This is a genomic window from Streptomyces flaveolus, assembly GCF_044765825.1.
Classification (GTDB): domain Bacteria; phylum Actinomycetota; class Actinomycetes; order Streptomycetales; family Streptomycetaceae; genus Streptomyces; species Streptomyces flaveolus.
In genome coordinates this window covers 246,768-270,333 of the sequence record NZ_JBIWKU010000011.1, presented here as the reverse complement: position 1 = coordinate 270,333, position 23,566 = coordinate 246,768, and the positions used below count along the sequence as shown (strand labels likewise).

The following is a 23,566-nucleotide window of genomic DNA, read 5'->3' as shown; positions in this document are numbered from 1 at the left end:
TGCTGTGACCGGCCGCACGCCGCGCCGTGCCCCGGCCGCGGTCAGGCGGGGACGCGGGCGCCCGCCAGGCTCTCGATCGTTCGGCGTGCGCTCGGGCCGACCAGTGCCGCCCACTCGTCGGGGGCGTCCGCCAGCCAGCCGGTCACCCGGCCGGCGAACCCGGGGAGGTGGCGGGCCAGGTCGACCAGGGCGCGGTCGAGGCGGGTGGTGCCGTCCGGGGTGCGGACCAGCAACAGGGCGGTGCGGTGGACCAGGGCCCGCCGGCCGTCGCCGCCCTGGGAGGCGGCGGCGCGCAGCAGCGCGTCCAGGACGGCGGGGTCGTCCTCGTGGGCCAGGAGGTGGTCCCGCAGCTCCCGGCGCAGGGACCCGGAGGCGGGGGCGCCGTCGCCGGCGAGGACGCCGGCCAGCGCGGCTCGCACCGGCTCCGGCCCGCCGTCGAGCAGTCCGGTGACCAGCGGGAGGAGTACGCCGCGGGCGGCGGGGCCCTGGTCCAGGCGGCGGTCGGTGTACGCGGCCACGTGCCCGGCGGTCTCCGGCCGTTCCGCCACGGCCTCCCCGATCAGTACGGCGACCCGGCGGGCCAGCTCAGGCGTGGTGGCGTCGAGGAGCCTGCGCAGCGCCTCCCCGGCGTCCGGGCCGCACAGCCGGGCCCGGAAGGCGTCGAGGACCGCGTCCGGGTGGGTCGGCAGGGCGGCGGCCACCGCGCTCGGCGGCAGGTAAGGGTCGCCCGCCGCGAAGTGGTCCAGCGCCCGCGGGAGGTGCCGGTCGCGGCTGCCCGGGTCCTGGACGAGCAGGGCGAGGGCGCCGCCGTGCAGCAGGCCGTCGGCGGGGCGGGTGAGCAGGACGAGGGCGGCGTGGCGCAGCAGGGTGCGGTCGGCGGCGGTGCGGGCGTGGGACGCGGCGCGCAGCCCGTGGGTCACGGCCGCCGTGTGCCGGGCCGGCCGCTCGTCGCGCGCCCACCGGTCGACGGCCCGGCACACGGCGGACGGCTCCTCCTCGGCCAGGACGGCGAGCAGTTCGTCGGCCCGTCGGTGCGTGCTGTCGGCGAGCACCTCGGTGAGGCCGTCCAGACCGCGGTGGCGGTGGGTGTGCAGCAGCGCCTGGGCGGCGGTGGCCACGGTGGCGTGCGGGGTGGCGGGCAGGGGCCGTTCGTCGTCGAACCAGCGGACGAGGAGCGGCTGTACGGTCGCGGGGTCGGCGGCGAGCAGGTGGGCGACGGTGTCGAGGTGTCGGGGGCCGGGCTCGTGCGGGGCGCCGTCGGCGAGCAGCAGGCGGCGCAGCAGGTCGAGGCGCGTGGCCTCCGGCAGCCGCAGGTCCGTCCAGAACGCGGGCCCGAACTCCGCGGGCATGGGCCGCCCTGCGCCCCGCCGCTCCGCGATGCCGTCGGCGAGCAGACGCAGCACCTCCGTGTACGGCGTAGCGTCGGGCACGCGCGTCAGCGTCCCGGCGAGGAGCCGGCCGGCCCACCAGGAGTGCGGCTCGGCGTCCAGGGCGTGCACCAGCTCCTCGAGTGTCAGGGCGAGCTGGGGAACGCCGTACTGCCGGCCGAGGTGCAGCAGGGCCTCGACGACGGGGCCGATGCGGTGGCGCGGGACGGGGAGGGTGTGAGTGTCCTGCGGGACGTGGCGGTCGTGGACGAGGACGCGCAGGGCCTCGTCCAGGTCGAGGTGAGTGCCCTGGATCCAGTCGGCGAGCTCCTCGTGCGCGAAGCGGTAGCCGCTGCCCGCGGTGACGAGGAGGCCCTCGGCGAGTACGGCGTACGCCCATCCGGTGCCGCCGCCGAGCCGGGCCGGCGCCGGACCCCAGGGGAACAGCGCCCCGAAGGACTCCCGGTCCAGCTCGCCCTGCCCGGGGCCGAGACTGCGCCGGGCGGCCTCGTGGACCTGCCCGGAGACCCGTGCCGCGAGCCGGCGCACGGCGGTGCCACGCAGGCCGTTCTCCGCGGCCAGCCGGGTCGCGACGCGCAGGCACAGCAGGTCCAGATAGGCGCCGAAGACGGCGTCGCGATCGATGCGGACGGGTGGCGGGCCGCCCGGGAGGGCCGCCTGGACCTCGGAGAGCAGGCGGAGGGTGAGGGGGTGGCGCCCGTCGCCGTCCGACAGGGTGCCCTCCGCGATGCGGTAGCGCGCCCGCGCCTCCCGTGCCTCGTCGTCCCGCAGGTCACCGAGACGCACACAGGGCGGCAGCGCGCCGCACCCGGCGCCGTCCGCCGCGGGACGCACGGCGCCCACGGCCGGCCGGCGCCCCACGGGGACAGCCCCCGACCGTCCCGGGCCCCCGACGGCGGCCTCCGGCCCCAGCCGCGACGGACCACCCGCGGACTCCGCGGAGTCCCGCGTGCCGGCCTCCGGCCCATGACCCGGCCGGACTTCCCCGGCACGCCCCCGGCCCCCGACGGTCACCTCCGCGCCCGGCCCCGACGACCCACACCCGAATCCGGCAGAGCCCCCTCGGGGGCCGGGAAGGGACGTGGCGGGCTCGCGGTCCGGGGCCGGGGGCGCGAACGCGGTGACGCCCGTGTCGGGTGCGGGAGGCGTCCGGACCGAGCCCGGCGGTCGGAGGGACGGCTGCGTGGGAGGCGGGGTCGGCGCAGCGGGTGCGGCGTCGGGCCCGGGACCGGAAACGGATGCTGCCGGTTCCGCGGGAGCGGTGGGCGATGCCGGGCCGGGCGGAGAGCCGGCCTCCGTTCCCACGCCCGACGAGACGGCCCCGAAGCTGCCGGACGCCCCCGCGACCACCTCCGCCGCAAGGGGCCGGGAACCCCCGGCGCCGGTCCCGGCCGCCCCCTCCCCGCCGGGCACCCGACGGGGCACCGGCCCCCCATCACCGTCTCCGGACCTCAGCCCCTGCGCAGTCACCCCGGACAGCTCCCCTGCCTCCGCCGCCCAGGACGGCACCGGTCCCCACAGCCGCTCCCCCGGCCCGCACACAGCCGCCGGTTCTCCGGCCGCCGCCCCGTGCAGCACCTCCCGTGGGAACTCCGCCCCCGCCCGCTCCCAGTACTCCGCCCGGCACGCCACGACCAGCCGTGCCCCCGTCTCCCTCAGCCACGCCGTCGTGCCCTCGGTCCACTCGCCGAGGCGATGGGCCAGGGCCGGCGGCATCTCCTCCGGGCCGTCGAGGAGGATCAGCAGGGGACGGCCGGCGGAGCCGGCGAGGCGGGCGAGGCGCTCCGGGGTGATGTCGCCGAGACCGGCATGGCGGGGCCGGTCCGAGGCGGCCACGACGCGCGCCGCGCGGGCCAGCGTCCTGCGCGCCGCGTCGGCCACCGACGTGTCGTCGTCGCACAGGTCGGCGCCGCGCAGCCACAGCGTGGGCGCGGGTTCCGGGCCCCGGGAACGGCGGGCGGCGAGGGCCTCCAGCTCGGTCGTGCGGCCGGTCCCGGGCGCGCCGACGAGCCCGAGGACCTGGGCCGGCCCACCCGTGCGGGCGGCGAACGCGGCGAACGCGCGGGCGGGCACGTCCCGTCCGACCGGTTCGGCACGACCCGACGGATCCGCCGAGCCGGCCGGGGCCACCGGCGCTACCGGCCCCGCCCCGCCCGGGGCCTCCCGCCGCACCGACGTCGCCGTGAGTTCGAGGACTCCCGCCAGATTGAGGTCGGCGCCGTACGCCGGAACCGTCTCCGCGTTCTCGGCGAGCAGGTCGGCGAGGGGGCCGGAGGCCGCGCGCAGCGGCACGGCGAAGCCGACGTCGCGGTGCCCGGAGGTGAGGGCGGTGCCGAGGACGCCGAGGACGGCGCCGGTCGTGACGTCGAGCACGGGTCCGCCGGCGGCGCCGCCGCCCAGCCGCAGCGCGTCCCGCCCGGACATGCCGACCGCCAGCTCCAGGGCGTCGCCGACGTGGTGGAAGCGGTCGGTGGCCGTATAGGTGACGTCGGTGGTACCGAGGACCCTCGCCTCGCGCCAGCAGCCGGCGGCGATCCGGACGTAGGTCCCCGCCTCGACCCGGTCCCGCACGGTGACGGGCAGCGGGCCGGTGCCGAGCCCCTCGGCGCGTACGAGGGCCAGGCCGAGGCCGGGCAGGGGGGTCACGTCCGCGGCGGCCACGACCAGGCGGCGGTCCCCGGCGGTGCGCAGGACGAGCCGGGTCAGGCCGTCGACCGCTTCGTGGCTGGTGATCACCGTGCCGTGGTGGTCGGCGGCGAATCCCGTGCCCCGGGGGCGGCCGGCCAGGTCCTGGATGCGGACCAGGGCGCCGTCCGCGTCGTCCGGCGGCGGCAGGGCATCGTCCTGCGTGCCCGGGAGGTCGTTCCGCGGCAGTCGTCGTGCGCTGCCGTCCGCCTCCCGGGACCGGTTCCGCGACGCCATCGCCGCACCTCCCCGCCGTACCGCCGTACACCCGTGCTCTGTTCGACGGTAGGCACGTGAAGATCGGCGGGACAGATCTCCTCGCGAACGCGCCCCCTTCCGCTCCCCCGGTTCACTCCGAGCGCCTGCCCGGACGGGTGAACAGAAGGGAGAGGTTGGATACACCCTAGGGGTGGGGGAACCGAGGGGGACCGTGGAGCGGCGGAAACCGGCAGTCCCCGTGACCGCCGCTCCACGGACGGGAGTTGACGTGGCGTCGGCTCAGCCGAAGACGGCCAGGCTCTTCGCCTTGCCCCGGTGTTCCTCCACCAGCGCGAGGAAGCGGCCCTCGGGGTCGAAGACGGCCACGGCACCGGCGCCCGCGTAGGTGTCGGGCATCTCCAGCCGCACCCCGTTGAGGAGCAGCCGGGCCCGCTTGACGTCCACGTCCCAGCGCGGGAAGGCGGCGGCCGCCGCGTCGGCGACCGGCATGACCGCGAGGTCCTGCTGGAGCTGGTCGAGCGTCTTCGCCGCGTCCAGCTTGTACGGGCCGACGCGGGTGCGGCGCAGCGCGGTGAGGTGGCCGCCCACACCCAGGTCGGTGCCGAGGTCGCGGGCCAGGGCGCGGATGTAGGTGCCGGAGGAGCAGACCACCGAGACCAACAGGTCAAGCACCGGGGTGCCGTCCTCGGCGACGGCGTCCCGGACGTCGTACACCGCGAAGGAGGAGACGGTGACGGGACGGGCGGGGATCTCGAACTCCTCGCCCTCGCGCGCCCGCTTGTAGGAGCGCACGCCGTTGATCTTGATGGCGCTGACCTTGGACGGCACCTGCATGATGTCGCCGGTGAGTTTGGCGACGGCGGCGTCGACGGCTTCCCGGGTGACCTTCGAGGCGTCCTGCGACCTCGTGATCTCGCCCTCGGCGTCGTCCGTCAGCGTCGTCTGCCCGAGCCTGATGGTGCCCAGGTACTCCTTCTCGGTGAGGGCGAGGTGCCCGAGGAGCTTGGTGGCCCGCTCCACGCCGAGGACCAGGACGCCCGTCGCCATCGGGTCGAGCGTGCCGGCGTGCCCGACGCGCCGCGTCCGGGCGATGCCCCGCATCTTGGCGACGACGTCGTGCGAAGTGAAGCCCGACGGCTTGTCGACGATGACAAGGCCGTCGGGCGTGGGGTGCTTGTCGGTCATTCGGCGGTGTCGTCCGTCTCGTCGTCCTCGGCGCCCGGCTTCTTGTACGGGTCCGGCTCACCGGCGTACGCGGCGCCCGCGGACACCTCGCGCACCTTCGCGTCGGACTGGCGCGCCTTGTCGAGGAGGTCCTCGATGTTCCGGGCGGTGTCGGGGAGGGCGTCCATGACGAAGGTCAGGGTGGGCGTGAACTTCACGCCGGCCGCCTTGCCGACCTCGGAGCGCAGGATGCCCTTGGCGCTCTCCAGCCCGGCGGAAGCGGCCTTGCGCTCCTCGTCGTCCCCGTACACCGTGTAGAAGACGGTCGCCTCCCGCAGGTCACCCGTGACCCGGGTGTCCGTGATGGTGACGTGCGAGCCGAGCCGCGGGTCCTTGATCCCGCGCTGCAGCTTCTGGGCCACCACCTCTCGGATGAGGTCCGCCAGCCTTTTCGCCCGCGCGTTGTCGGCCACTGGTCCGTCTCCCGTTCTTTCCTGTCTCTGTTCTTGGGCTGGGGAAGTCAGTCGTCCTCGCCGTGGAAGCGCCGTCTGACGGACAGCAGCTCCACCTCGGGACGGGCGGCGACCAGCCGTTCGCACCGGTCGAGTACGTCGGTCAGGTGCCCCGCGTCCGCGGAGACCATGGCCAGACCGATACCGGCTCGCCGGTGCAGGTCCATGTTGTCCACCTCGGCCGCGCTCACGGAGTACTTCCGCTGGAGCTCGGCGACGATCGGGCGGACGACGGAGCGCTTCTCCTTCAGCGACCGTACGTCGCCGAGGAGGAGGTCGAAGGACAGCGTCCCCACGTACATGTGTGTATCCGGATGACCCGCCGGTACGGGATCGATGGCCCTGCCACAGGTGTGGGCGGGGACATCAAGAACGGTACCCCGATCCGGCCGGTGGCTCGACGGGGTTTCCCCGCCGGCCGCCGGGCGACGCGGCGGGGTGCCGCAGACAGCGGCCGGCCGGCCGACGGGACAGGTCCCGTCGGCCGGCCGGAGCAGCCGGGTGTCACACCCGCGGCTTCTCGCGCATCTCGTACGTCGCGATGACGTCGTCGACCTTGATGTCGTTGAAGTTTCCGAGGTTGATACCGCCCTCGAAGCCTTCGCGGATCTCGGTGACGTCGTCCTTGAAGCGACGCAGACCCTCGATGTTGAGGTTCTCCGCGATGACCTTGCCATCGCGCAGCAGGCGCGCCTTGGTGTTGCGCTTGACCTCGCCGGAGCGGATGAGAACACCCGCGATGTTGCCCAGCTTGGACGAGCGGAAGACCTCGCGGATCTCCGCCGTACCGAGCTCGACCTCTTCGTACTCCGGCTTGAGCATGCCCTTGAGGGCCGCCTCGATCTCCTCGATCGCCTGGTAGATGACCGAGTAGTACCGGACGTCCACACCCTCGCGCTCGGCCATCTGCGCGGCACGCCCGGCGGCGCGCACGTTGAAGCCGATCACGATGGCGTCGGAGCCCATCGCCAGGTCGATGTCGGACTCCGTGACCGCACCGACACCACGGTGCAGGACGCGGATGTCGACCTCTTCGCCGACGTCCAGCTGGAGCAGCGAGGACTCGAGGGCCTCGACCGAACCGGAAGCGTCACCCTTGATGATCAGGTTCAGCTGCTGGACCTCGCCGGCCTTGAGCACCTTGTCCAGGTCCTCGAGCGAGACGCGGCGCGTGCGCTTGGCGAACGCGGCGTTCCGCTCGCGGGCGGCGCGCTTCTCCGCGATCTGGCGGGCCGTACGGTCCTCCTCGACCACGATGAAGTTGTCACCGGCACCCGGGACGTTGGTCAGGCCCAGGACCTGAACCGGCGTCGACGGACCGGCCTCGGCGACGTTGTTGCCGTTGTCGTCGAGCATGGCGCGCACGCGGCCGTAGGCGTCGCCCACCACCATCGTGTCGCCGACCCGCAGCGTGCCTCGCTGGACGAGGACCGTCGCCACGGCACCGCGGCCGCGGTCGAGACGGGACTCGATCGAGATGCCCTGCGCGTCCTGGTGCGGGTTGGCCCGCAGGTCGAGCGAGGCGTCGGCCGTGAGGACCACGGCCTCCAGCAGCGAGTCGATGTGCAGACCCTGCTTGGCGGAGATGTCGACGAACATGGTGTCGCCGCCGTACTCCTCGGCCACGAGGCCGTACTCGGTCAGCTGACCGCGCACCTTGGTCGGGTCGGCACCCTCGACGTCGATCTTGTTGACCGCGACGACGATCGGCACGTCGGCCGCCTTCGCGTGGTTGAGCGCCTCGACCGTCTGCGGCATGACGCCGTCGTTGGCCGCGACGACCAGGATCGCGATGTCGGTCGAGCGCGCACCACGGGCACGCATGGCGGTGAACGCCTCGTGACCCGGGGTGTCGATGAAGGTGATCTTGCGCTCTTCTTCGTTGACCTCGGTCGCGACCTGGTAGGCACCGATGTGCTGGGTGATGCCGCCGGCCTCGCCCGCGATGACGTTCGTCTTGCGGATGGCGTCGAGCAGTCGGGTCTTACCGTGGTCGACGTGACCCATGACGGTCACCACCGGCGGACGGACGACCAGGTCCTCCTCGGAGCCCTCGTCCTCACCGAACTCCAGGTCGAAGGACTCGAGCAGCTCGCGGTCCTCCTCCTCCGGGCTGACGATCTGAACGTTGTAGTTCATCTCGCCGGCGAGGAGCTGGAGCGTCTCGTCGGAGACGGACTGGGTCGCGGTGACCATCTCGCCGAGGTTCATCATGACCGCGACGAGCGACGCCGGGTTGGCGTTGATCTTCTCCGCGAAGTCGGTGAGCGACGCACCGCGCGACAGGCGAATGGTCTCGCCGTTGCCGCGAGGCAGCATCACGCCGCCGACCGACGGGGCCTGCATGGCCTCGTACTCCTGGCGCCTCTGCCGCTTCGACTTGCGACCGCGACGCGCGGGACCGCCGGGACGACCGAAGGCGCCCTGCGTGCCACCACGGCCACCGGGACCGCCGGGACGGCCACCGAAGCCGGGACGGCCACCGCCGCCGCCGAAGCCGCCGCCACCGGGACGACCGGCGAAGCCGCCGCCGCCACCGGGACGACCGGCACCGCCGCCGCCACCGGGACGGCCGGCGAAGCCGCCGCCGCCCGGACGACCGGCGCCACCGGGACGACCGGCACCGGCCGGGCCGCGGCCGCCGGGGCCACCGCCGGGACGCGGGCCGGCAGCGGGACGCTGCGGCATCATGCCGGGGTTCGGACGCGGACCGCCGCCGGGACGGGGACCGGCCGCGCCGCCCTGCGGACGCGGCATCGAGCCCGGGCTCGGGCGGTTGCCGCCCGGAGCCTGGGGACGCGGACCGCCGCCCTGGCCGGGAGCCTGCGGACGGGGACCGGCGCCGGGGGCACCGGGGCCGCCGGGACGCGGGCCGCCCTGGGGGCGGGGCGCCTGCGGGCGCGCCATGCCGGCGTTGCCGCCGGAGGTGAAGGGGTTGTTGCCCGGACGCGGACCGCCGGGGCGGCCGCCGGGACGCTGTGCCGGGGCACCGGGACGCTGGCCGCCGGGACGGCCCTGGCCGCCCTGGGGACCGCGGTCCTGACCGGGACCGGCGGGACGACCGCCGGGCTTCGGGGCGCCGGGACGCGCGCCGGGCCGGGGGCCGGACGGTGCCGAGGCGGCGGGAGCCGCCGGAGCCGCCGGAGGTGCCGGAGGCGCGGTGAACTCCGGCGCGGCCGGAGCCGGACGCGGGGCCGGCTTGGGACCCGGCGTCGGACGCGGACCCGAGGCTGCCGGCGCGGGCGCCGACGGGGTCTCGGGCTGCTCCGCGACCGCGGGCTTGGGTGCGGCCGGCCGCGGCGCAGCCGGACGGGCCGCCTGCGCCGGAGAGGGCGCGGCAGGCCTGGGGGCAGCCTTGCGGGGGGCGGGCTTGGCGGACTTGCCGTTGCCACCGCCCTGCTGGAAGGCGTCTGTCAGCTTGCGTACTACGGGCGCTTCGATGGTCGAAGACGCCGAACGGACGAATTCACCGAGTTCCTGGAGCTTGGCCATGACGACCTTGCTCTCGACGCCGAACTCCTTGGCGAGTTCGTAGACCCGGACCTTAGCCACTTCGCTCCTCTGAGGTCCGGGTTGCGTCCGGACCGTCGCTAGTTCATGGGCGTACTCATCGCGTACTCATCGAGTGCTCATCGCAATCTCGACCTGCTTTCGACTCGCGAGGTACCAAGCCGCACGGGGTTCCGTGCGGCATGTCTTCCTTACCACGTTGCTTCCATGGTGCTTTCAGCAACCTTGTGCCTGCTCGACGTAGCGGCGCAACGCCTTTACGTCGAGCGGACCCGGGACGCGGAGCGCCCGCGGGAACGCCTTGCGGCGCACTGCCTGGTCGACACAGACCGTGGCGGGATGCACGTACGCACCCCGGCCGGGCAGCGTACCGCGTACATCGGGGACGCACGCGTCCTCGATCACCACGGTCCGCAGCAGCTCGCTCTTGACCGCTCGCTCCCGGCACCCCACGCAGGTGCGCTCAGGGCGTGCGCGGCTAGGTGTCCGGCCAGACACTCCTAAGTCTACCTCCCCGGACCGACCTCACCCCTTTGGGGCAAGAATCGAACACATGCCGTGCACCAACCTGTCGTGATCTCAGCGGCGGGCGGCTTGGATCTATTCCCCGTTCCCGGCCCGGCGGCCGGGAACTCCTACTCCGCGGGCCGCTCGGACGGCTGCTCGGTGTCCGGCCGGATGTCGATCCGCCAGCCGGTCAGCCGGGCCGCGAGCCGGGCGTTCTGGCCTTCCTTGCCGATCGCCAGCGACAGCTGGTAGTCCGGCACGATCACGCGCGCGGAGCGGGCCGCGAGGTCCACGACCTCGACCTTGGAGACGCGGGCCGGGGAGAGCGCGTTCGCCACCATCTCGGCCGGGTCGTCCGACCAGTCGACGATGTCGATCTTCTCACCGTTCAGCTCACCCATCACATTGCGGACCCGGCCGCCCATGGGGCCGATGCAGGCGCCCTTGGCGTTCAGACCCGAGCGGGTGGAGCGGACGGCGATCTTCGTGCGGTGGCCGGCCTCGCGGGCGATCGCGGCGATCTCGACGGACCCGTCGGCGATCTCCGGCACCTCCAGGGCGAAGAGCTTCTTCACCAGGTTGGGGTGCGTGCGCGACAGGGTCACGGAGGGACCGCGGACACCCTTCGCCACCCGGACGACATAGCTGCGCAGCCGCGTGCCGTGCGGGTAGCTCTCGCCGGGGACCTGCTCCTGCACCGGCAGGATGGCCTCCAGCTTGCCGATGTCGACGAGCACGTTCTTCGGGTCGCGGCCCTGCTGGACCACTCCGGTGACGATGTCGCCCTCGCGGCCCGCGTACTCGCCGAGCGTCGCGTCGTCCTCGGCGTCGCGCAGCCGCTGCAGGATGACCTGCTTGGCGGTGGTGGCGGCGATACGGCCGAAGTCGGACGGGGTGTCGTCGAACTCCCGCGCCTGCTGGCCCTCTTCGAGGTCGTCGGGGTCCTCCTTCGCCCACACGGTCACGTGCCCGGTCTCCCGGTTGAGCTCCACGCGCGCGTGCCGGCGGCTTCCCTCGGTGCGGTGGTACGCGATGAGGAGGGCCGACTCGATCGCTCCGACCAGCAGGTCGAAGGAGATCTCCTTCTCCCGTACCAAGCCCCGCAGGGCGCTCATGTCGATGTCCACGGCTACGCCTCCTCCTCTTCCGTCATGTCCTTCTGGTCCTTCTGGTCCTGCTTGTCCTTGCGGTTGAACTCGACCTGGACGCGTGCCTTGTCGATGTCACCGAAGGCGAGTCTGCGGGTGGTGGCCTTGCGGCCCTTCACGCCGGGCACTTCGAGGTCGAGTCCGTCGTCGTCCACGCCGAGGATCCGGGCGACCAGTTCGCCGTCCTCGTGGAGCTGGAACCGCACCAGGCGGTCCACGGCACGCGTGTAGTGGCGGTGCTCGGTGAGGGAGCGCTCCGCGCCCGGGGTTCCGACCTCGAGGGTGTACTCCGCGTCGCCCATCGCGTCCGTCTCGTCGAGCTTCGCCGAGAGCGCGCGGCTCACATCGGCGATCCGGTCGAGGTCCGCACCGGTGTCGGAGTCGACGACCACCCGCAGCACACGCTTGCGCCCGACCGAGTCCACGGCGATCTCTTCGAGGTCCAGACCCTGGGAGGTGACGAGCGGCTCGAGCAGCTCTCGCAGCCTCTCGCTCTGGGTGGTGCTCATCCGGGTGACTCCTCGGCCGCGTGTGCTGTTGTGGGATGGGTCGCGTGTCAGGTCAAAGGGTATCCGGTCGCGGAGGGTGTTGCCGTCCACCCCGGACCGGCGGTGCCGTTGAGTGGTGCCCGGGCGAGGCCCGGGTACCGTGATCACGGGCGTGCCGCGCCGCTGGTCCCCGCTCTCCCGCCGCGCGCCCTCGCTCACCCGTCGGTTCCGAGTCTGCCGAGGACGTCTGCCGTGCCGTTCCCCTCATCGCCGCGCGTGCCCTCGGGGCCGCGCCGAAGGAGCCTGCTCGCCTCGGCCGCCGGGGCCGCCCTGCTGGTCGGCTGTTCCGGCGGCTCCGGTTCCGACACCGCACCCGCTCCCTCCGCCGACGAGCGGGACCGCGCGCGTGCGGCGCGGGACAGCGAGGTGCTGGCCGCTCGGTACGACGCGGTGATCGCCGCCCACCCCGGGCTGGCCGCGCGGCTGCGGCCGCTGCGGGACGAGGTCGTACGGCACGCGGAGGCGTTCGGCGGCGCGCGGACCGCCTCCCCCACGGCGTCGCCGTCGGGGACGGCGCGGGCCGCCGGGCCGGGGGACGGATCCGGTGTACCGGTGACCGAGAAGGACGCGCTGGCCGGTCTGGCCGCCGCCGAGCGCGAGCTGGCCGACCGGCGGGCCGGGGCGTTGCTGGAGGCACCGGGTGAGTCGGCACGGCTGCTGGCGTCGGTGGCGGCGGCCGGGGCGGCGCACATGTTTCTGCTGACGGAGGGTCACGGGTGAGCGAGGCGAAGGACCGGGTGCTGGACGCCCTCCAGGCGGCGCTGGCGGCCGAGCATGCCGCGGTGTACGGCTACGGAGTCGTCGGCGGGCGGATCGGCGAGGACCGGCGCGCCGAGGCGCGGACGGCGTACGACGCGCACCGGGCGCGACGCGACGCGCTGGCGCGCGAGGTCGGCGATCTCGGCGGCAGGCCGGTCGCCGCGGCGGCCGGGTACGCGCTGCCCTTCGCGGTGCCGGACGCGGCGGCCGCGGTGCGGCTGGCGGCCGAGCTGGAGAGCCGGACGGCCGGGGTCTACTCCGACCTGGTCCGGGCGGCCGAGGGCGGCCTGCGGGCCACGGCGGCCGGGGCGCTGCGGGAGGCGGCGGTGCGGGCCGTGCGCTGGCGCGGCGGGAGCGTAGCCTTCCCTGGGCTCGCCGAGCGGGCCGGCACAGCGTCGGCTTCGGCGACACCGACTGCGTAACACGTACGGGAGGCCCCGTACGGGAAGGGAACGGCTCGCGCATGGCTTTCGAACCGCCGCGGCGTCTGGTCAGGGCGCTCGGTGAGACGGCACCGGCCGGTGACGACTGGCTGGAGAAGCTGCCGGAGACGGCGCGGGAGGCCGTGGCGCTGTGCGGGGCGACCGTGGAACGGGTGCAGGTGCCCGGCGGACGCAGCAGCCTCGTGATCCTGGTACGGCAGGCCGACGGGACGCCGGCGGTGCTGAAACTGGCCCCCCGCCGGGCCCGGCCCGGGAGCGAGCGGGCCGCGCTGGCCCACTGGGGCGGGCTGGGTGCCGTGCAGCTGCTCCGGGAGGACACGCCGGAGGGCGTGCTGCTGCTGGAGCGGCTCCACCCGGACGTCTCGGTGCGGTCGCTGCCCGAGTCGAAGGCGCTGCTGGAGGCCGCGGGCACGCTGCGGCGGCTGTGGGTGGAGCCGCCCGCCGGTCACTCCTTCGAGACCGTCGCCGAGCGGACCGGGCGGCAGGCCGAGGCCATGCGGGCCGGCGCCGCGGCCGATCCGGCGGTGGCCGCGCTGGTGGACGCGGCGCTCACGGCCCGCGCGGAACTGCTGGCCGCGCCGCCCGAACAGCGGCTGCTGCACGGCACGTTCCGGCAGAGCAAGGTGCTCGCCGGGGACCGGATGCCGTGGCTGGCCGTGGGGCCGGACCCCGTGGTCGGCGAGAGCGCCTTCGACCTGGCGCGGCTGGTGCGGGACCGGGTGGAGGACCTGATCGCCCAGCCGTCGGGCGCCTCGACGACCCGGCGGCGGGTGAAGCGGCTCGCCGAGTCGCTGGAGGTCGACCAGGAGCGGCTGCGCGGCTGGACGCTGTTCCGCGCGGTCGAGTCGGGCGTAAGGGCCCACCGGGTCGGCCGCGAGCGGGACGCGGAACTGCTGCTGGAGTTCGCGACCTGGCTGTAGGGCGGCCCTGGGGCCCGCACACCCTGCCTGGGCGAACGGGAGCACGCCGCAGGGGCGCCCGCCGGTCGCGGACGCCCCCGGGGTGGTGGGATCAGGCCGTCAGGCGGGCGATGGCCTCGTCGACCGCCAGTTCCTCGCGCTCGCCGGTACGGCGGTCCTTCAGCTCGACCACGCCTTCGGCCGAGCGGCGGCCGGCGACCAGGATCTGCGGGACGCCGATGAGCTCGGCGTCGGTGAACTTGACGCCCGGGGAGACGCCGGCCCGGTCGTCCACCAGGACGCGGACGCCGGCGGCGGCCAGCTTGTCGGAGACCTCGAGGGCCAGCTCGGTCTGCAGGGCCTTGCCGGCGGCGACGACGTGGACGTCGGCGGGGGCGACCTCCTTGGACCAGACGAGGCCCTTGTCGTCGGCGTGCTGCTCGGCGAGGGCGGCCACGGCGCGGGAGACGCCGATGCCGTAGGAGCCCATGGTCACGCGGGCCGGCTTGCCGTTCTGGCCGAGGACGTCGAGCTTGAGGGCGTCGGCGTACTTGCGGCCCAGCTGGAAGATGTGGCCGATCTCGATGGCGCGGTCCAGCTTCAGGCCGGTGCCGCACTTCGGGCAGGGGTCGCCCTCCCGGACCACGACGACGTCGACGTACGCGTCGACCTCGAAGTCACGGCCCGCCACGACGTTCTTGGTGTGCGTGTGCTCCTTGTTGGCGCCCGTGATCCACGCCGTGCCCGGCGCCACGCGCGGGTCGGCGATGTACGTCACCTTCTCGCCCAGGCCCTGCGGGCCGACGTAGCCGCGGACCAGGTCGGGGCGGCCGACGAAGTCCTCGGCGGTGACCAGCTCGACGGCGGCCGGGGCGAAGTGCGCCTCGACCTTGTCCATGTCGACCTCGCGGTCACCGGGGACGCCCACGGCGACGATCTCGCCGTCCACCTTGACCAGCAGGTTCTTCAGCGTGGCGGAGGCCGGGACGCCGAGGGAGGCGGCGAGGGTCTCGATGGTCGGGGTGTCCGGGGTCGGGATGTCCTCGGCGGCGGGCACGCCGGCCGCGTCCACCGGCTGGAGCGCGTAGGTGATCGCCTCGGTGTTGGCGGCGAAGTCGCAGTTCGGGCAGTCCGCGAAGGTGTCCTCGCCGGCCTCGGCGGGCGCGAGGAACTCCTCGGACTTCGAGCCGCCCATCGCGCCGGCGGTGGCCGCGCAGATGCGGTAGTCGAGGCCGAGGCGCTCGAAGATGCGCTGGTAGGCGGCGCGGTGCAGGGCGTAGGACTCGGCGAGGCCCTCGTCGGCGACGTCGAAGGAGTAGGAGTCCTTCATCAGGAACTCGCGGCCGCGCAGGATGCCGGCCCGGGGGCGGGCCTCGTCGCGGTACTTGTTCTGGATCTGGTAGAGGATGACCGGCAGGTCCTTGTAGGAGGACGCCTGGTCCTTCACCAGCAGCGTGAAGATCTCCTCGTGGGTGGGGCCGAGGAGGTAGTCGCCGCCCTTGCGGTCCTGGAGGCGGAACAGCTCGGGGCCGTACTCCTCCCAGCGGCCGGTGGCCTCGTACGGCTCGCGCGGCAGCAGGGCGGGGAGCTGCACTTCCTGGGCGCCGATGGCGTCCATCTCCTCGCGGACGATGCGCTCGATGTTGCCGAGGACCTTCTTGCCGAGCGGCAGCCAGCTCCACAGGCCGGCGGCGGTGCGGCGCACGTAACCGGCGCGGACCAGCAGCTTGTGGCTGAGGACCTCGGCGTCCGCCGGGTCGTCGCGCAGCGTCTTCGCCATCAACTTCGACATGCGCTGGACCGGTGCGTTGGCCATGGTTCGAGACTCCTGCTGATGGGGGTCCCCCCGCCCGAGCGGAGCCGAGAGTGGGGGAAGGTGTTGGCAGGAGGTTAACCGGGGGGTCCATCCCGGCGGAAATCGGTTAACGCCTGCGCAGGGGAAGGTGCGCGCCCATCACGGCGTACGGCCGGGGCGCGCTGGGGAACAGGACCTGGCGGGCGAGGTCGGTGTAGCCGAGGGAGCGGTAGAGACCGCGGGCGGGGCTCTCGGTGTCGATCGCGGAGAGGATCGAGCGGGGCTCGGCGGCGGTGTCGGTGATCGTGGTGATCAGCGAGCGGCCCGCGCCGCGGTTCTGGTGGGCCGGGTGGACGTGCAGTTCGGTGATCACGAAGGAGTCGTCGAGCCAGGCCTCGTTGTGCAGGGCGCGGAGGTACGGCTCGACGACGGTGGACCACCAGTGGCTGCGGTCGTTGGGCATGCCGTAGACGAAGCCGGCGAGATCCCCGTCGGGAGTGGTGGCGCCGAGGGCGCGGGCGCCGGGGTAGGTCATGTGGCGCAGGACGATCTGGCGGCGGACGGCCACCTCGTCGGGGCCGAGGCCGAAGGCGGCGGCTTGGACGGCAAGGGCCTCGTCGACGTGCGCTGACAGGTCCAAGGGGCCGATGACGAGGTCCATGGCGGGGAGCCTACAGGGGTGGCGCGGCTGTGTGCCGGGGCGATCGGGCGGGGTCAGAACAGCACGCTCATGAAGGAACCGACCTCCTGGAAGCCCACCCGCCGGTACGTCCGTCGGGCCGCGGTGTTGAAGTCGTTCACGTACAGGCTCACCACCGGGGCCACGTCGGCGAGGGCGTAGCGCAGGACGGCCGCCATCCCGGGGGCGGCGAGTCCCCGTCCCCGGTACTCGGGGGCCACCCATACGCCCTGGATCTGGCAGGCGCGGTCGGTGGCGGCGCCGATCTCGGCCTTGAAGACGACCCGCCCGTCGTTGTCGAATCGGGCGAAGGAGCGGCCGGAGCCGACGAGTTCGGCGACCCGGGCCTGGTAGAGCAGGCCGCCGTCGCCGGCCAGCGGGGAGATGCCGACCTCCTCGGTGAACATCGCCACGCAGGCCGGCATGATCCGCTCCATCTCGTCCTTGCGGACGCGGCGGACGCGGGGGTCGGGGGCGACGTCGGCGGTCATGCGGTCGGTGACCATGAGGGGCTGCCTGCCGCGGACTTCGCGGGCCGGGCCCCAGCCGGGTTCGAGGAGCCGCCACAACTGGGCGGTGGACTCGGCGGGGCCGACTATGGAGGAGCAGCGGCGGCCGGCCCGACGGGCGCGGTCGGCGAAGGCGCGGACGGCGCGCGGGGTGGCGCAGATGGGGACGAGGTTGGCGCCCGCGTAGCACAGGGAGGTCAGCATGCCGTCCTCGTACCAGCCCCACATCTCGCCGCCGAGGCGCCACGGGTCGAGGCCCGCGATCTGCACCCGGGCGGTCACGAAGGCGTTGGCGACCGGCTCGCGGTCGAGGACGGCGAGCGCGGCGTCCAGGTCGCTCGGTTCGAGCACGCGGGAGGTGGTCTGCGTCAACACGTGCGGGGCCTCACCCTAAGATCTGCTGATCTCCGCACTGTACCTGCGGATGCTGAGCGGCGTCGCCCCGCCTGCTGTTGCCGTCTCTTCAGCGGTGGGCGCCGGGCGCCGTGCCGTTCGGGGCTGCTGCCCCCGGACCCCCGCTTCGGCCCGGACGGGCCTCGTCCGCGAGCGCCGGACGGGCTGGAATGCACCGGGCCGGCGCCGGGACGTGACGCTCGCGAAACCTCAGCCCGCTACCGACACCGACGGCTCGCCGGAGGTGACGCCGTCCTTCTCCATCTGCTCGGCGAGCTTCATGGCCTCCTCGATGAGGGTCTCCACGATCTTGGACTCGGGCACGGTCTTGATGACCTCGCCCTTGACGAAGATCTGGCCCTTGCCGTTGCCGGAGGCGACGCCGAGGTCGGCCTCGCGGGCCTCGCCGGGCCCGTTGACGACGCAGCCCATGACGGCGACGCGCAGCGGGACGTCCATGCCGGTCAGGCCGGCCGTGACCTCCTCGGCCAGCTTGTAGACGTCGACCTGGGCGCGGCCGCAGGACGGGCAGGAGACGATCTCCAGGCCCCTCTGGCGCAGGTTCAGCGACTCCAGGATCTGGATGCCGACCTTGATCTCCTCGACGGGCGGTGCCGACAGGGAGACGCGGATGGTGTCGCCGATGCCCTGGGAGAGCAGGGCGCCGAAGGCGACGGCCGACTTGATGGTGCCCTGGAAGGCGGGGCCGGCCTCGGTGACGCCGAGGTGCAGCGGGTAGTCGCACTGGGCGGCGAGCTGGCGGTAGGCCTCGACCATGACGACCGGGTCGTTGTGCTTCACGGAGATCTTGATGTCCCGGAAGTCGTGCTCCTCGAAGAGGGACGCCTCCCACAGGGCGGACTCCGCGAGCGCCTCGGGGGTCGCCTTGCCGTACTTCTGGAGCAGGCGGCGGTCCAGGGAGCCCGCGTTCACGCCGATGCGGATCGGGGTGCCGTGGTCCTTCGCCGCCTGGGCGATCTCCTTGACCTTGTCGTCGAACTGCTTGATGTTGCCGGGGTTCACCCGGACCGCGGCGCAGCCCGCCTCGATCGCGGCGAAAACGTACTTCGGCTGGAAGTGGATGTCCGCGATCACCGGGATCTGCGACTTCTTCGCGATCACGGGGAGGGCGTCGGCGTCGTCCTGCGTGGGACACGCCACACGCACGATCTGGCAGCCGGAGGCCGTCAGCTCGGCGATCTGCTGGAGCGTCGCGCCGATGTCGGACGTACGGGTCGTCGTCATGGACTGCACCGACACGGGGGCGTCACCGCCGACCGCCACGGAGCCGACCTGGATCTGCCGGCTCTTGCGGCGCACGGCGAGCGTGGTCGGAACGGACGGCATGCCGAGAGAAATCGCAGTCATCTGCTGTGCAACCCCAAGTCTTGGATCAAGATCCGGCCCCGGTCAGCGGCGGGCTCCGGCCCTTCGAGATTACGGCACGGACCTGAACCCCCGGCACACAGCGTACGGGGAATCCACCCGATGGCATCCATCTACCCCAAGACAGGCGTGAAGCCCGTTCCGGAGGGACAGGCTCCCCGGATCGGGCTTCTCGCCGGACCGTGGGACGTCAGCTGATCCGTACGGGATTGACGACGTCCGCGACCAGGACGAGCAGGGTGAAGCAGACGAACACGCCCGCCACCACGTACGCCACCGGCATCAGCTTCGCCACGTCGAAGGGGCCCGGGTCGGGCCGGCGCAGCACCTTGGCGGTGCTCCGGCGCAGCGACTCCCACAGCGCGCCCGCGATGTGGCCGCCGTCGAGCGGCAGCAGCGGCAGCATGTTGAAGAGGAACAGGGAGAGGTTGAAGCCGGCGACCAGCATGACGAACATGGCCAGCTGCTGGGTGGGCGGTATGTCCAGCGTGGCGATCTCGCCGCCGACCCGGGCGGCGCCGACGACGCCCATCGGGGAGTCGGCCTCGCGGGGTCCGTCGCCGAAGGCGGCGTCCCACAGCGCGGGGATCTTGCCGGGCAGGGCGGCGAGGGAGTCGACGGCGTCGCCGATGCGGTCGCCCATCCAGGTCACGGACTGGCCGAAGTCCTGTTTCACCACGCCGGTGGCCGCGCTGAAGCCGAGGAAGCCGGCCGTGACGTACTCGCCCTGGACGATCTGTCCGTGGGAGTCCTTCTTGGCGACCTGGTTGGTGGCGATCCGGGCGTGGAGCGTGACCTCCTGGCCGCCGCGCTCGACGACGATCGGCACCTCCTGGCCGGGGGTGGCGCGGATCAGGTTGGACAGTTTGTCCCAGTCGTCGGTGCGGACGCCGTCGAAGGAGACGATCTTGTCGCCCGCCTTCAGGCCGGCCGCCGCGGCCGGGGAGGCCGGGTCGGACTTGACGCAGTTGTCGCGGTTCTCGCTCTGCGAGATGACGCACCGGGAGACGGAGCCGACGGTGGTGGTCTGCTGCGAGATGCCGAAGCCCATCAGCACCGTGAGGAACAGCACCACCGCGAGGATCAGGTTCATGAACGGGCCGGCGAACATGACGATGACCCGTTTCCACGGCTTGCGCGTGTAGAACAGGCGCTTCTCGTCACCGGGCTGGAGTTCCTCGAAGGCCGCCGAGCGGGCGTCCTCGATCATCCCGCGCCAGGGCGAGGTGGAGCGGGCCTCCATCCGGCCGTCGGGACCGGGCGGGAACATGCCGATCATGCGGATGTAGCCGCCGAACGGGATGGCCTTGACCCCGTACTCGGTGTCGCCCTTCTTCTTCGAGAAGATCGTCGGTCCGAAGCCCACCATGTACTGCGGCACCCGGATGCCGAACATCTTGGCCGTGGAGAGGTGGCCCAGTTCGTGCCAGGCGATGGAGAACAGCAGGCCGACCGCGAAGAGGACTATGCCGAGGATGAACATCAGGGTCGTCATGCACGGGCCTCCGCCGTCTGTGCCGCCAGTTCCCGGGCCCGGGCGCGGGCCCAGGTCTCGGCTTCGAGGACGTCCGCGACGGTGAGCGAGGTTCCCGTACGGGGGGTGCCGTGTTCCTCGACCACCCGCGTGACGGTCTCCATGATCCCGAGATACGGCAGTGCGCCGGAGCGGAACGCCTCGACGCACTCCTCGTTGGCCGCATTGAACACCGCCGGGGCCGTGCCCGCGAGCGCCCCGACGTGCCGGGCCAGGTTCACCGAGGGGAAGGCCTCGTTGTCGAGCGGGAAGAACTCCCACGTCGAGGCCTTGCTCCAGTCGAAGGTGGGGGCGGCGTCGGGGACGCGTTCGGGCCAGCCGAGGCCGATGGCGATGGGCCCGCGCATGTCGGGGGGCGTCGCCTGGGCCAGTGTCGATCCGTCCGTGAACTCGACCATCGAGTGGACATACGACTGCGGGTGCACGACGACCTCAATGCGGTCGAAGGGAATGTCGTAGAGGAGGTGCGCCTCGATCACCTCCAGGCCCTTGTTGACGAGGGTGGCGGAGTTGATCGTGATCACCGGGCCCATGGCCCAGGTGGGGTGGGCGAGGGCGTCCTCGACGGTGACGGCCGCCAGCTGTTCCCTCGTACGCCCCCGGAACGGGCCGCCGGAGGCGGTGACGACCAGCTTGCGCACGTCGGCGCGGGTGCCGGCGGCGAGGGCCTGGAAGAGGGCGGCGTGCTCGGAGTCGACCGGGATGATCTGTCCGGGCTTGGCGAGGGCCTTGACCAGCGGGCCGCCGACGATGAGCGACTCCTTGTTGGCGAGCGCGAGGGTGCGGCCCGCCTCCAGGGCGGCCAGGGTCGGGGCGAGGCCGATGGAGCCGGTGATGCCGTTGAGGACGGTGTGGCAGTCGGAGGCGGCGAGCTGCGTGGCCGCGTCCGGTCCGGCGAGGATCTCGGGGAGCGGCGCTCCGGTGCCGTACTGGGCGCCGAGCGCCTCCCGCAGCGCCGGTACGACGTCCTCGCGGGCCACGGCGACGGTCCGTACCTTCAGCCGGTACGCCTGCTCGGCGAGGAGGGCGACCCGGCCGCCGTTGGCGGACAGGCCGGTCACCCGGAAGCGGTCCGGATTGCGCAGCACGAGGTCGATGGCCTGGGTCCCGATCGACCCGGTGGACCCGAGGATCACCACGTCCTTCGGGCCGTCGCCCGCCACCGGGTCGTAGACGAGGTGCGGGTCGGCGAGTGGGGCTGGACTGTCGCTCATTCCCCCATTGTGGCCGCAACCGCCCTCGGGGAGGACAGCGCGTCCCTCGGGCGGGTGGCGTGCCGGTCGGCGCGGGGCGGCCGGGGCCCGGCCCTGTCGTCGCCGTGCGGACGAGGCGGTGACGACAGGGCGCGGGTGTCAGGGGATGGGGCGGTGGACGTTCTGCCTGGTACTCGGCCCGGGTGTCGCGTCCGCGATCCAGGGGCCCTGGCCGGACGGGTCGACGACGCCCTGTTCCAGCCACTCGTAGGCGCCGCCCAGGACGCCCTTGACGACCTTGTGGTCGAGGTCGTCGGTGTTGGTCCACAGCCGGCCGAAGAGTTCCTCGACGCGGATGCGGGCCTGGCGGCAGAAGGCGTCGGCGAGCTGGTAGGCCTCGCGGCCGTGGTCGCCCTTCGCGCGCAGGTGCTCGGCGCGGACGCAGGCGGCGCTCATGGCGAACAGCTCGGCGCCGATGTCGACGATGCGGCCCAGGAAGCCCTGCTTGGTCTCCATCCGGCCCTGCCAGCGGGACATGGCGTAGAAGGTGGAGCGGGCGAGCTTGCGGGCGGTGCGTTCGACGTACCGCAGGTGTCCGGAGAGGTCGACGTGGCCCGTGGGGTGGAATTCGGCGTAGGAGCGCGGGAGGTGGCCCGGTCCCGCGACCAGTTTCGGCAGCCACTTGGCGTAGAAGACGCCGGCCTGTGCACCGGCCCTCGCCTTGTCGGACAGGGACTTGTCCGGGTCGATCAGGTCCCCGGCGACCGACAGATGGGCGTCGACGGCCTCGCGGGCGATCAGCAGGTGCATGATCTCCGTGGACCCCTCGAAGATGCGGTTGATCCGCAGATCGCGCAGGAGCTGCTCGGCGGGTACCGCACGCTCGCCGCGGGCTTCGAGGGAGGCCGCGGTCTCGAAGCCCCGTCCACCGCGGATCTGGACCAGCTCGTCGGCCATCAGGCACGCCATCTCCGAGCCGTAGAGCTTGGCGAGGGCGGCCTCGATGCGGATGTCGTTGCGGTCCTCGTCGGCCATCTGGGAGGAGAGGTCCACGACGGCCTCGAGGGCGAAGGTGGTCGCCGCGATGAAGGAGATCTTGGCGCCGACCGCCTCGTGCAGGGCGACCGGCTTGCCCCACTGCTCGCGCGCCGCCGACCACTCTCGGGCGATCTTCAGGCACCACTTGCCGGCGCCGACGCACATGGCGGGCAGCGAGAGGCGGCCGGTGTTCAGGGTGGTCAGGGCGATCTTGAGGCCGGCTCCCTCGGGGCCGATGCGGTTGGCGGCGGGGACGCGGACCCGGTGGAAGCGGGTGACGCCGTTCTCCAGGCCGCGCAGGCCCATGAAGGCGTTGCGGTTCTCGACGGTGATGCCCTCGGAGGCGGCCTCCACGACGAAGGCGGTGATGCCGCCCTTGCGGCCCTCGGACTTGGGGACGCGGGCCATGACGACCAGCAGGTCGGCGACGACGCCGTTGGTCGTCCACAGCTTCACGCCGTCGAGGACGTACTCGTCGCCCTCCCGCACGGCGGTGGTCGCGAGGCGGGCCGGGTCGGAGCCGACGTCCGGTTCGGTGAGCAGGAACGCCGAGATGTCGGTGCGGGCGCAGCGCGGCAGGAACGTGTCCTTCTGCTCCTGGGTGCCGAACATCTTCAGCGGCTGCGGTACGCCGATCGACTGGTGGGCGGAGAGCAGCGCGCCGATCGCCGGATTCGCGGATCCGACCAGGGCGAGGGCCTTGTTGTAGTACACCTGGGTGAGGCCGAGTCCGCCGTACTTGGTGTCGATCTTCATGCCGAAGGCGCCCAGCTCCTTCAGCCCCGTGATCACCTCGTCGGGGATCCGCGCGTCGCGTTCGATGACGGACCCGTCGATCTTCGTCTCGCAGAAGTCGCGGAGCTTGGCGAGGAACTCCTCGCCCCGCTGGACATGCTCGTCGGCCGGGACCGGGTGGGGGTGGAGGAGGTCGAGGCGGAAGCGGCCGAGGAACAGCTCCTTGGCGAAGCTGGGCTTGCGCCAGTCCTGTTCCCGGGCAGCCTCCGCCACCTGACGGGCCTCACGTTCGGTGACGGTGGGTCGGGAGGAAGGGGTGGGTGGAGCTGACATGAGGCTCACCTCGCCGCGAATCGGCATCGAAGGGAGGTACGGCCACGAAGTCCCCGATGGGCGAACTCGCGGGCGTACGTGACGAGTCGGTGCTACCCGATCGTGTGTACCCGTTCCGGGGCGGACCCACCACCCTTTGTGCGGCCGTTCGGCCGATGGCCGCGGGCGCGAGAGGATGGGCGGGAGGCC

At 73.2% G+C, this 23,566-nt stretch carries 18 protein-coding genes; 3 read left to right on the top strand and 15 right to left on the bottom strand.

What is annotated here, in order from left to right:
- Positions 1-41: 41 nt before the first annotated feature.
- The 8 genes from ACIRG6_RS29810 to rimP form a co-directional block, all read right to left on the bottom strand.
- Positions 42-4,310 (bottom strand): hypothetical protein, encoded by a 4,269-nt coding sequence (locus tag ACIRG6_RS29810; protein ID WP_403325032.1) that lies wholly within the window; start codon positions 4,308-4,310, stop codon positions 42-44.
- A 261-nt stretch (positions 4,311-4,571) separates the two neighbouring features.
- The gene (gene truB / locus ACIRG6_RS29805) at positions 4,572-5,477 is read right to left on the bottom strand and encodes a tRNA pseudouridine(55) synthase TruB (protein ID WP_403325031.1); all 906 of its coding nucleotides are present in this window, start codon (positions 5,475-5,477) and stop codon (positions 4,572-4,574) included.
- Positions 5,474-5,929: a 30S ribosome-binding factor RbfA gene (gene rbfA / locus ACIRG6_RS29800; RefSeq protein WP_189233134.1), complete on the bottom strand. Its 456-nt coding sequence runs from the start codon at positions 5,927-5,929 to the stop codon at positions 5,474-5,476. Before rbfA ends, truB begins: the two co-directional genes overlap by 4 nt.
- 47 nt (positions 5,930-5,976) lie before the next feature.
- Entirely contained in the window at positions 5,977-6,270 is a 294-nt protein-coding gene (locus tag ACIRG6_RS29795; protein ID WP_189233133.1) for a DUF503 domain-containing protein, read from the bottom strand.
- Between the two features lie 202 nt (positions 6,271-6,472).
- Positions 6,473-9,520, bottom strand: a complete 3,048-nt coding sequence (gene infB / locus ACIRG6_RS29790) for a translation initiation factor IF-2 (RefSeq protein ID WP_364680288.1) — start codon at positions 9,518-9,520, stop codon at positions 6,473-6,475.
- A 174-nt stretch (positions 9,521-9,694) separates the two neighbouring features.
- The gene (locus tag ACIRG6_RS29785) at positions 9,695-9,976 is read right to left on the bottom strand and encodes a YlxR family protein (protein WP_239763458.1); all 282 of its coding nucleotides are present in this window, start codon (positions 9,974-9,976) and stop codon (positions 9,695-9,697) included.
- A gap of 137 nt (positions 9,977-10,113) precedes the next feature.
- Positions 10,114-11,112 carry a transcription termination factor NusA gene (gene nusA, locus ACIRG6_RS29780; protein WP_225635603.1) on the bottom strand — a complete coding sequence of 333 codons (999 nt, stop codon included), beginning with the start codon at positions 11,110-11,112 and terminating at the stop codon, positions 10,114-10,116.
- Positions 11,113-11,114: 2 nt separating this feature from the next.
- Entirely contained in the window at positions 11,115-11,642 is a 528-nt protein-coding gene (gene rimP, locus ACIRG6_RS29775; RefSeq protein ID WP_239763452.1) for a ribosome maturation factor RimP, read from the bottom strand.
- A gap of 231 nt (positions 11,643-11,873) precedes the next feature.
- On the opposite strand from rimP, the gene ACIRG6_RS29770 reads away from it, so the two are divergent.
- From ACIRG6_RS29770 to ACIRG6_RS29760, 3 genes are read left to right on the top strand one after another with little or no spacing between them, the layout of a single operon-like run.
- On the top strand, positions 11,874-12,401 hold the full coding sequence (locus ACIRG6_RS29770) for a hypothetical protein (RefSeq protein ID WP_364680295.1): 528 nt from the start codon (positions 11,874-11,876) through the stop codon (positions 12,399-12,401).
- Positions 12,398-12,862 (top strand): ferritin-like domain-containing protein, encoded by a 465-nt coding sequence (locus ACIRG6_RS29765; RefSeq protein ID WP_403325030.1) that lies wholly within the window; start codon positions 12,398-12,400, stop codon positions 12,860-12,862. Before ACIRG6_RS29770 ends, ACIRG6_RS29765 begins: the two co-directional genes overlap by 4 nt.
- Before the next feature lie 41 nt (positions 12,863-12,903).
- Positions 12,904-13,803 (top strand): aminoglycoside phosphotransferase family protein, encoded by a 900-nt coding sequence (locus ACIRG6_RS29760; protein WP_350719551.1) that lies wholly within the window; start codon positions 12,904-12,906, stop codon positions 13,801-13,803.
- A gap of 91 nt (positions 13,804-13,894) precedes the next feature.
- Here ACIRG6_RS29760 and ACIRG6_RS29755 read toward each other — a convergent pair whose 3' ends face one another.
- From ACIRG6_RS29755 to ACIRG6_RS29725, 7 genes are all read right to left on the bottom strand, one after another.
- A complete protein-coding gene (locus ACIRG6_RS29755; protein WP_364680301.1) occupies positions 13,895-15,598 on the bottom strand; it encodes a proline--tRNA ligase in 1,704 nt (567 codons plus the stop codon).
- Between the two features lie 106 nt (positions 15,599-15,704).
- Complete coding sequence (locus ACIRG6_RS29750; RefSeq protein WP_364680304.1) at positions 15,705-16,238, bottom strand: GNAT family N-acetyltransferase; 534 nt, start codon at positions 16,236-16,238, stop codon at positions 15,705-15,707.
- Between the two features lie 53 nt (positions 16,239-16,291).
- Positions 16,292-17,140, bottom strand: coding sequence for a GNAT family N-acetyltransferase (locus tag ACIRG6_RS29745; protein WP_350719546.1), 849 nt, complete (start codon positions 17,138-17,140; stop codon positions 16,292-16,294).
- A gap of 228 nt (positions 17,141-17,368) precedes the next feature.
- Positions 17,369-18,526: a flavodoxin-dependent (E)-4-hydroxy-3-methylbut-2-enyl-diphosphate synthase gene (gene ispG, locus ACIRG6_RS29740; RefSeq protein ID WP_350719544.1), complete on the bottom strand. Its 1,158-nt coding sequence runs from the start codon at positions 18,524-18,526 to the stop codon at positions 17,369-17,371.
- 208 nt (positions 18,527-18,734) lie between these two features.
- Positions 18,735-20,027 (bottom strand): M50 family metallopeptidase, encoded by a 1,293-nt coding sequence (locus tag ACIRG6_RS29735; RefSeq protein ID WP_403325050.1) that lies wholly within the window; start codon positions 20,025-20,027, stop codon positions 18,735-18,737.
- Between the two features lie 8 nt (positions 20,028-20,035).
- Entirely contained in the window at positions 20,036-21,292 is a 1,257-nt protein-coding gene (gene dxr / locus ACIRG6_RS29730; RefSeq protein WP_364680308.1) for a 1-deoxy-D-xylulose-5-phosphate reductoisomerase, read from the bottom strand.
- A gap of 138 nt (positions 21,293-21,430) precedes the next feature.
- Complete coding sequence (locus ACIRG6_RS29725) at positions 21,431-23,377, bottom strand: acyl-CoA dehydrogenase family protein (protein ID WP_318214651.1); 1,947 nt, start codon at positions 23,375-23,377, stop codon at positions 21,431-21,433.
- Between the last annotated feature and the right edge of the window lie 189 nt (positions 23,378-23,566).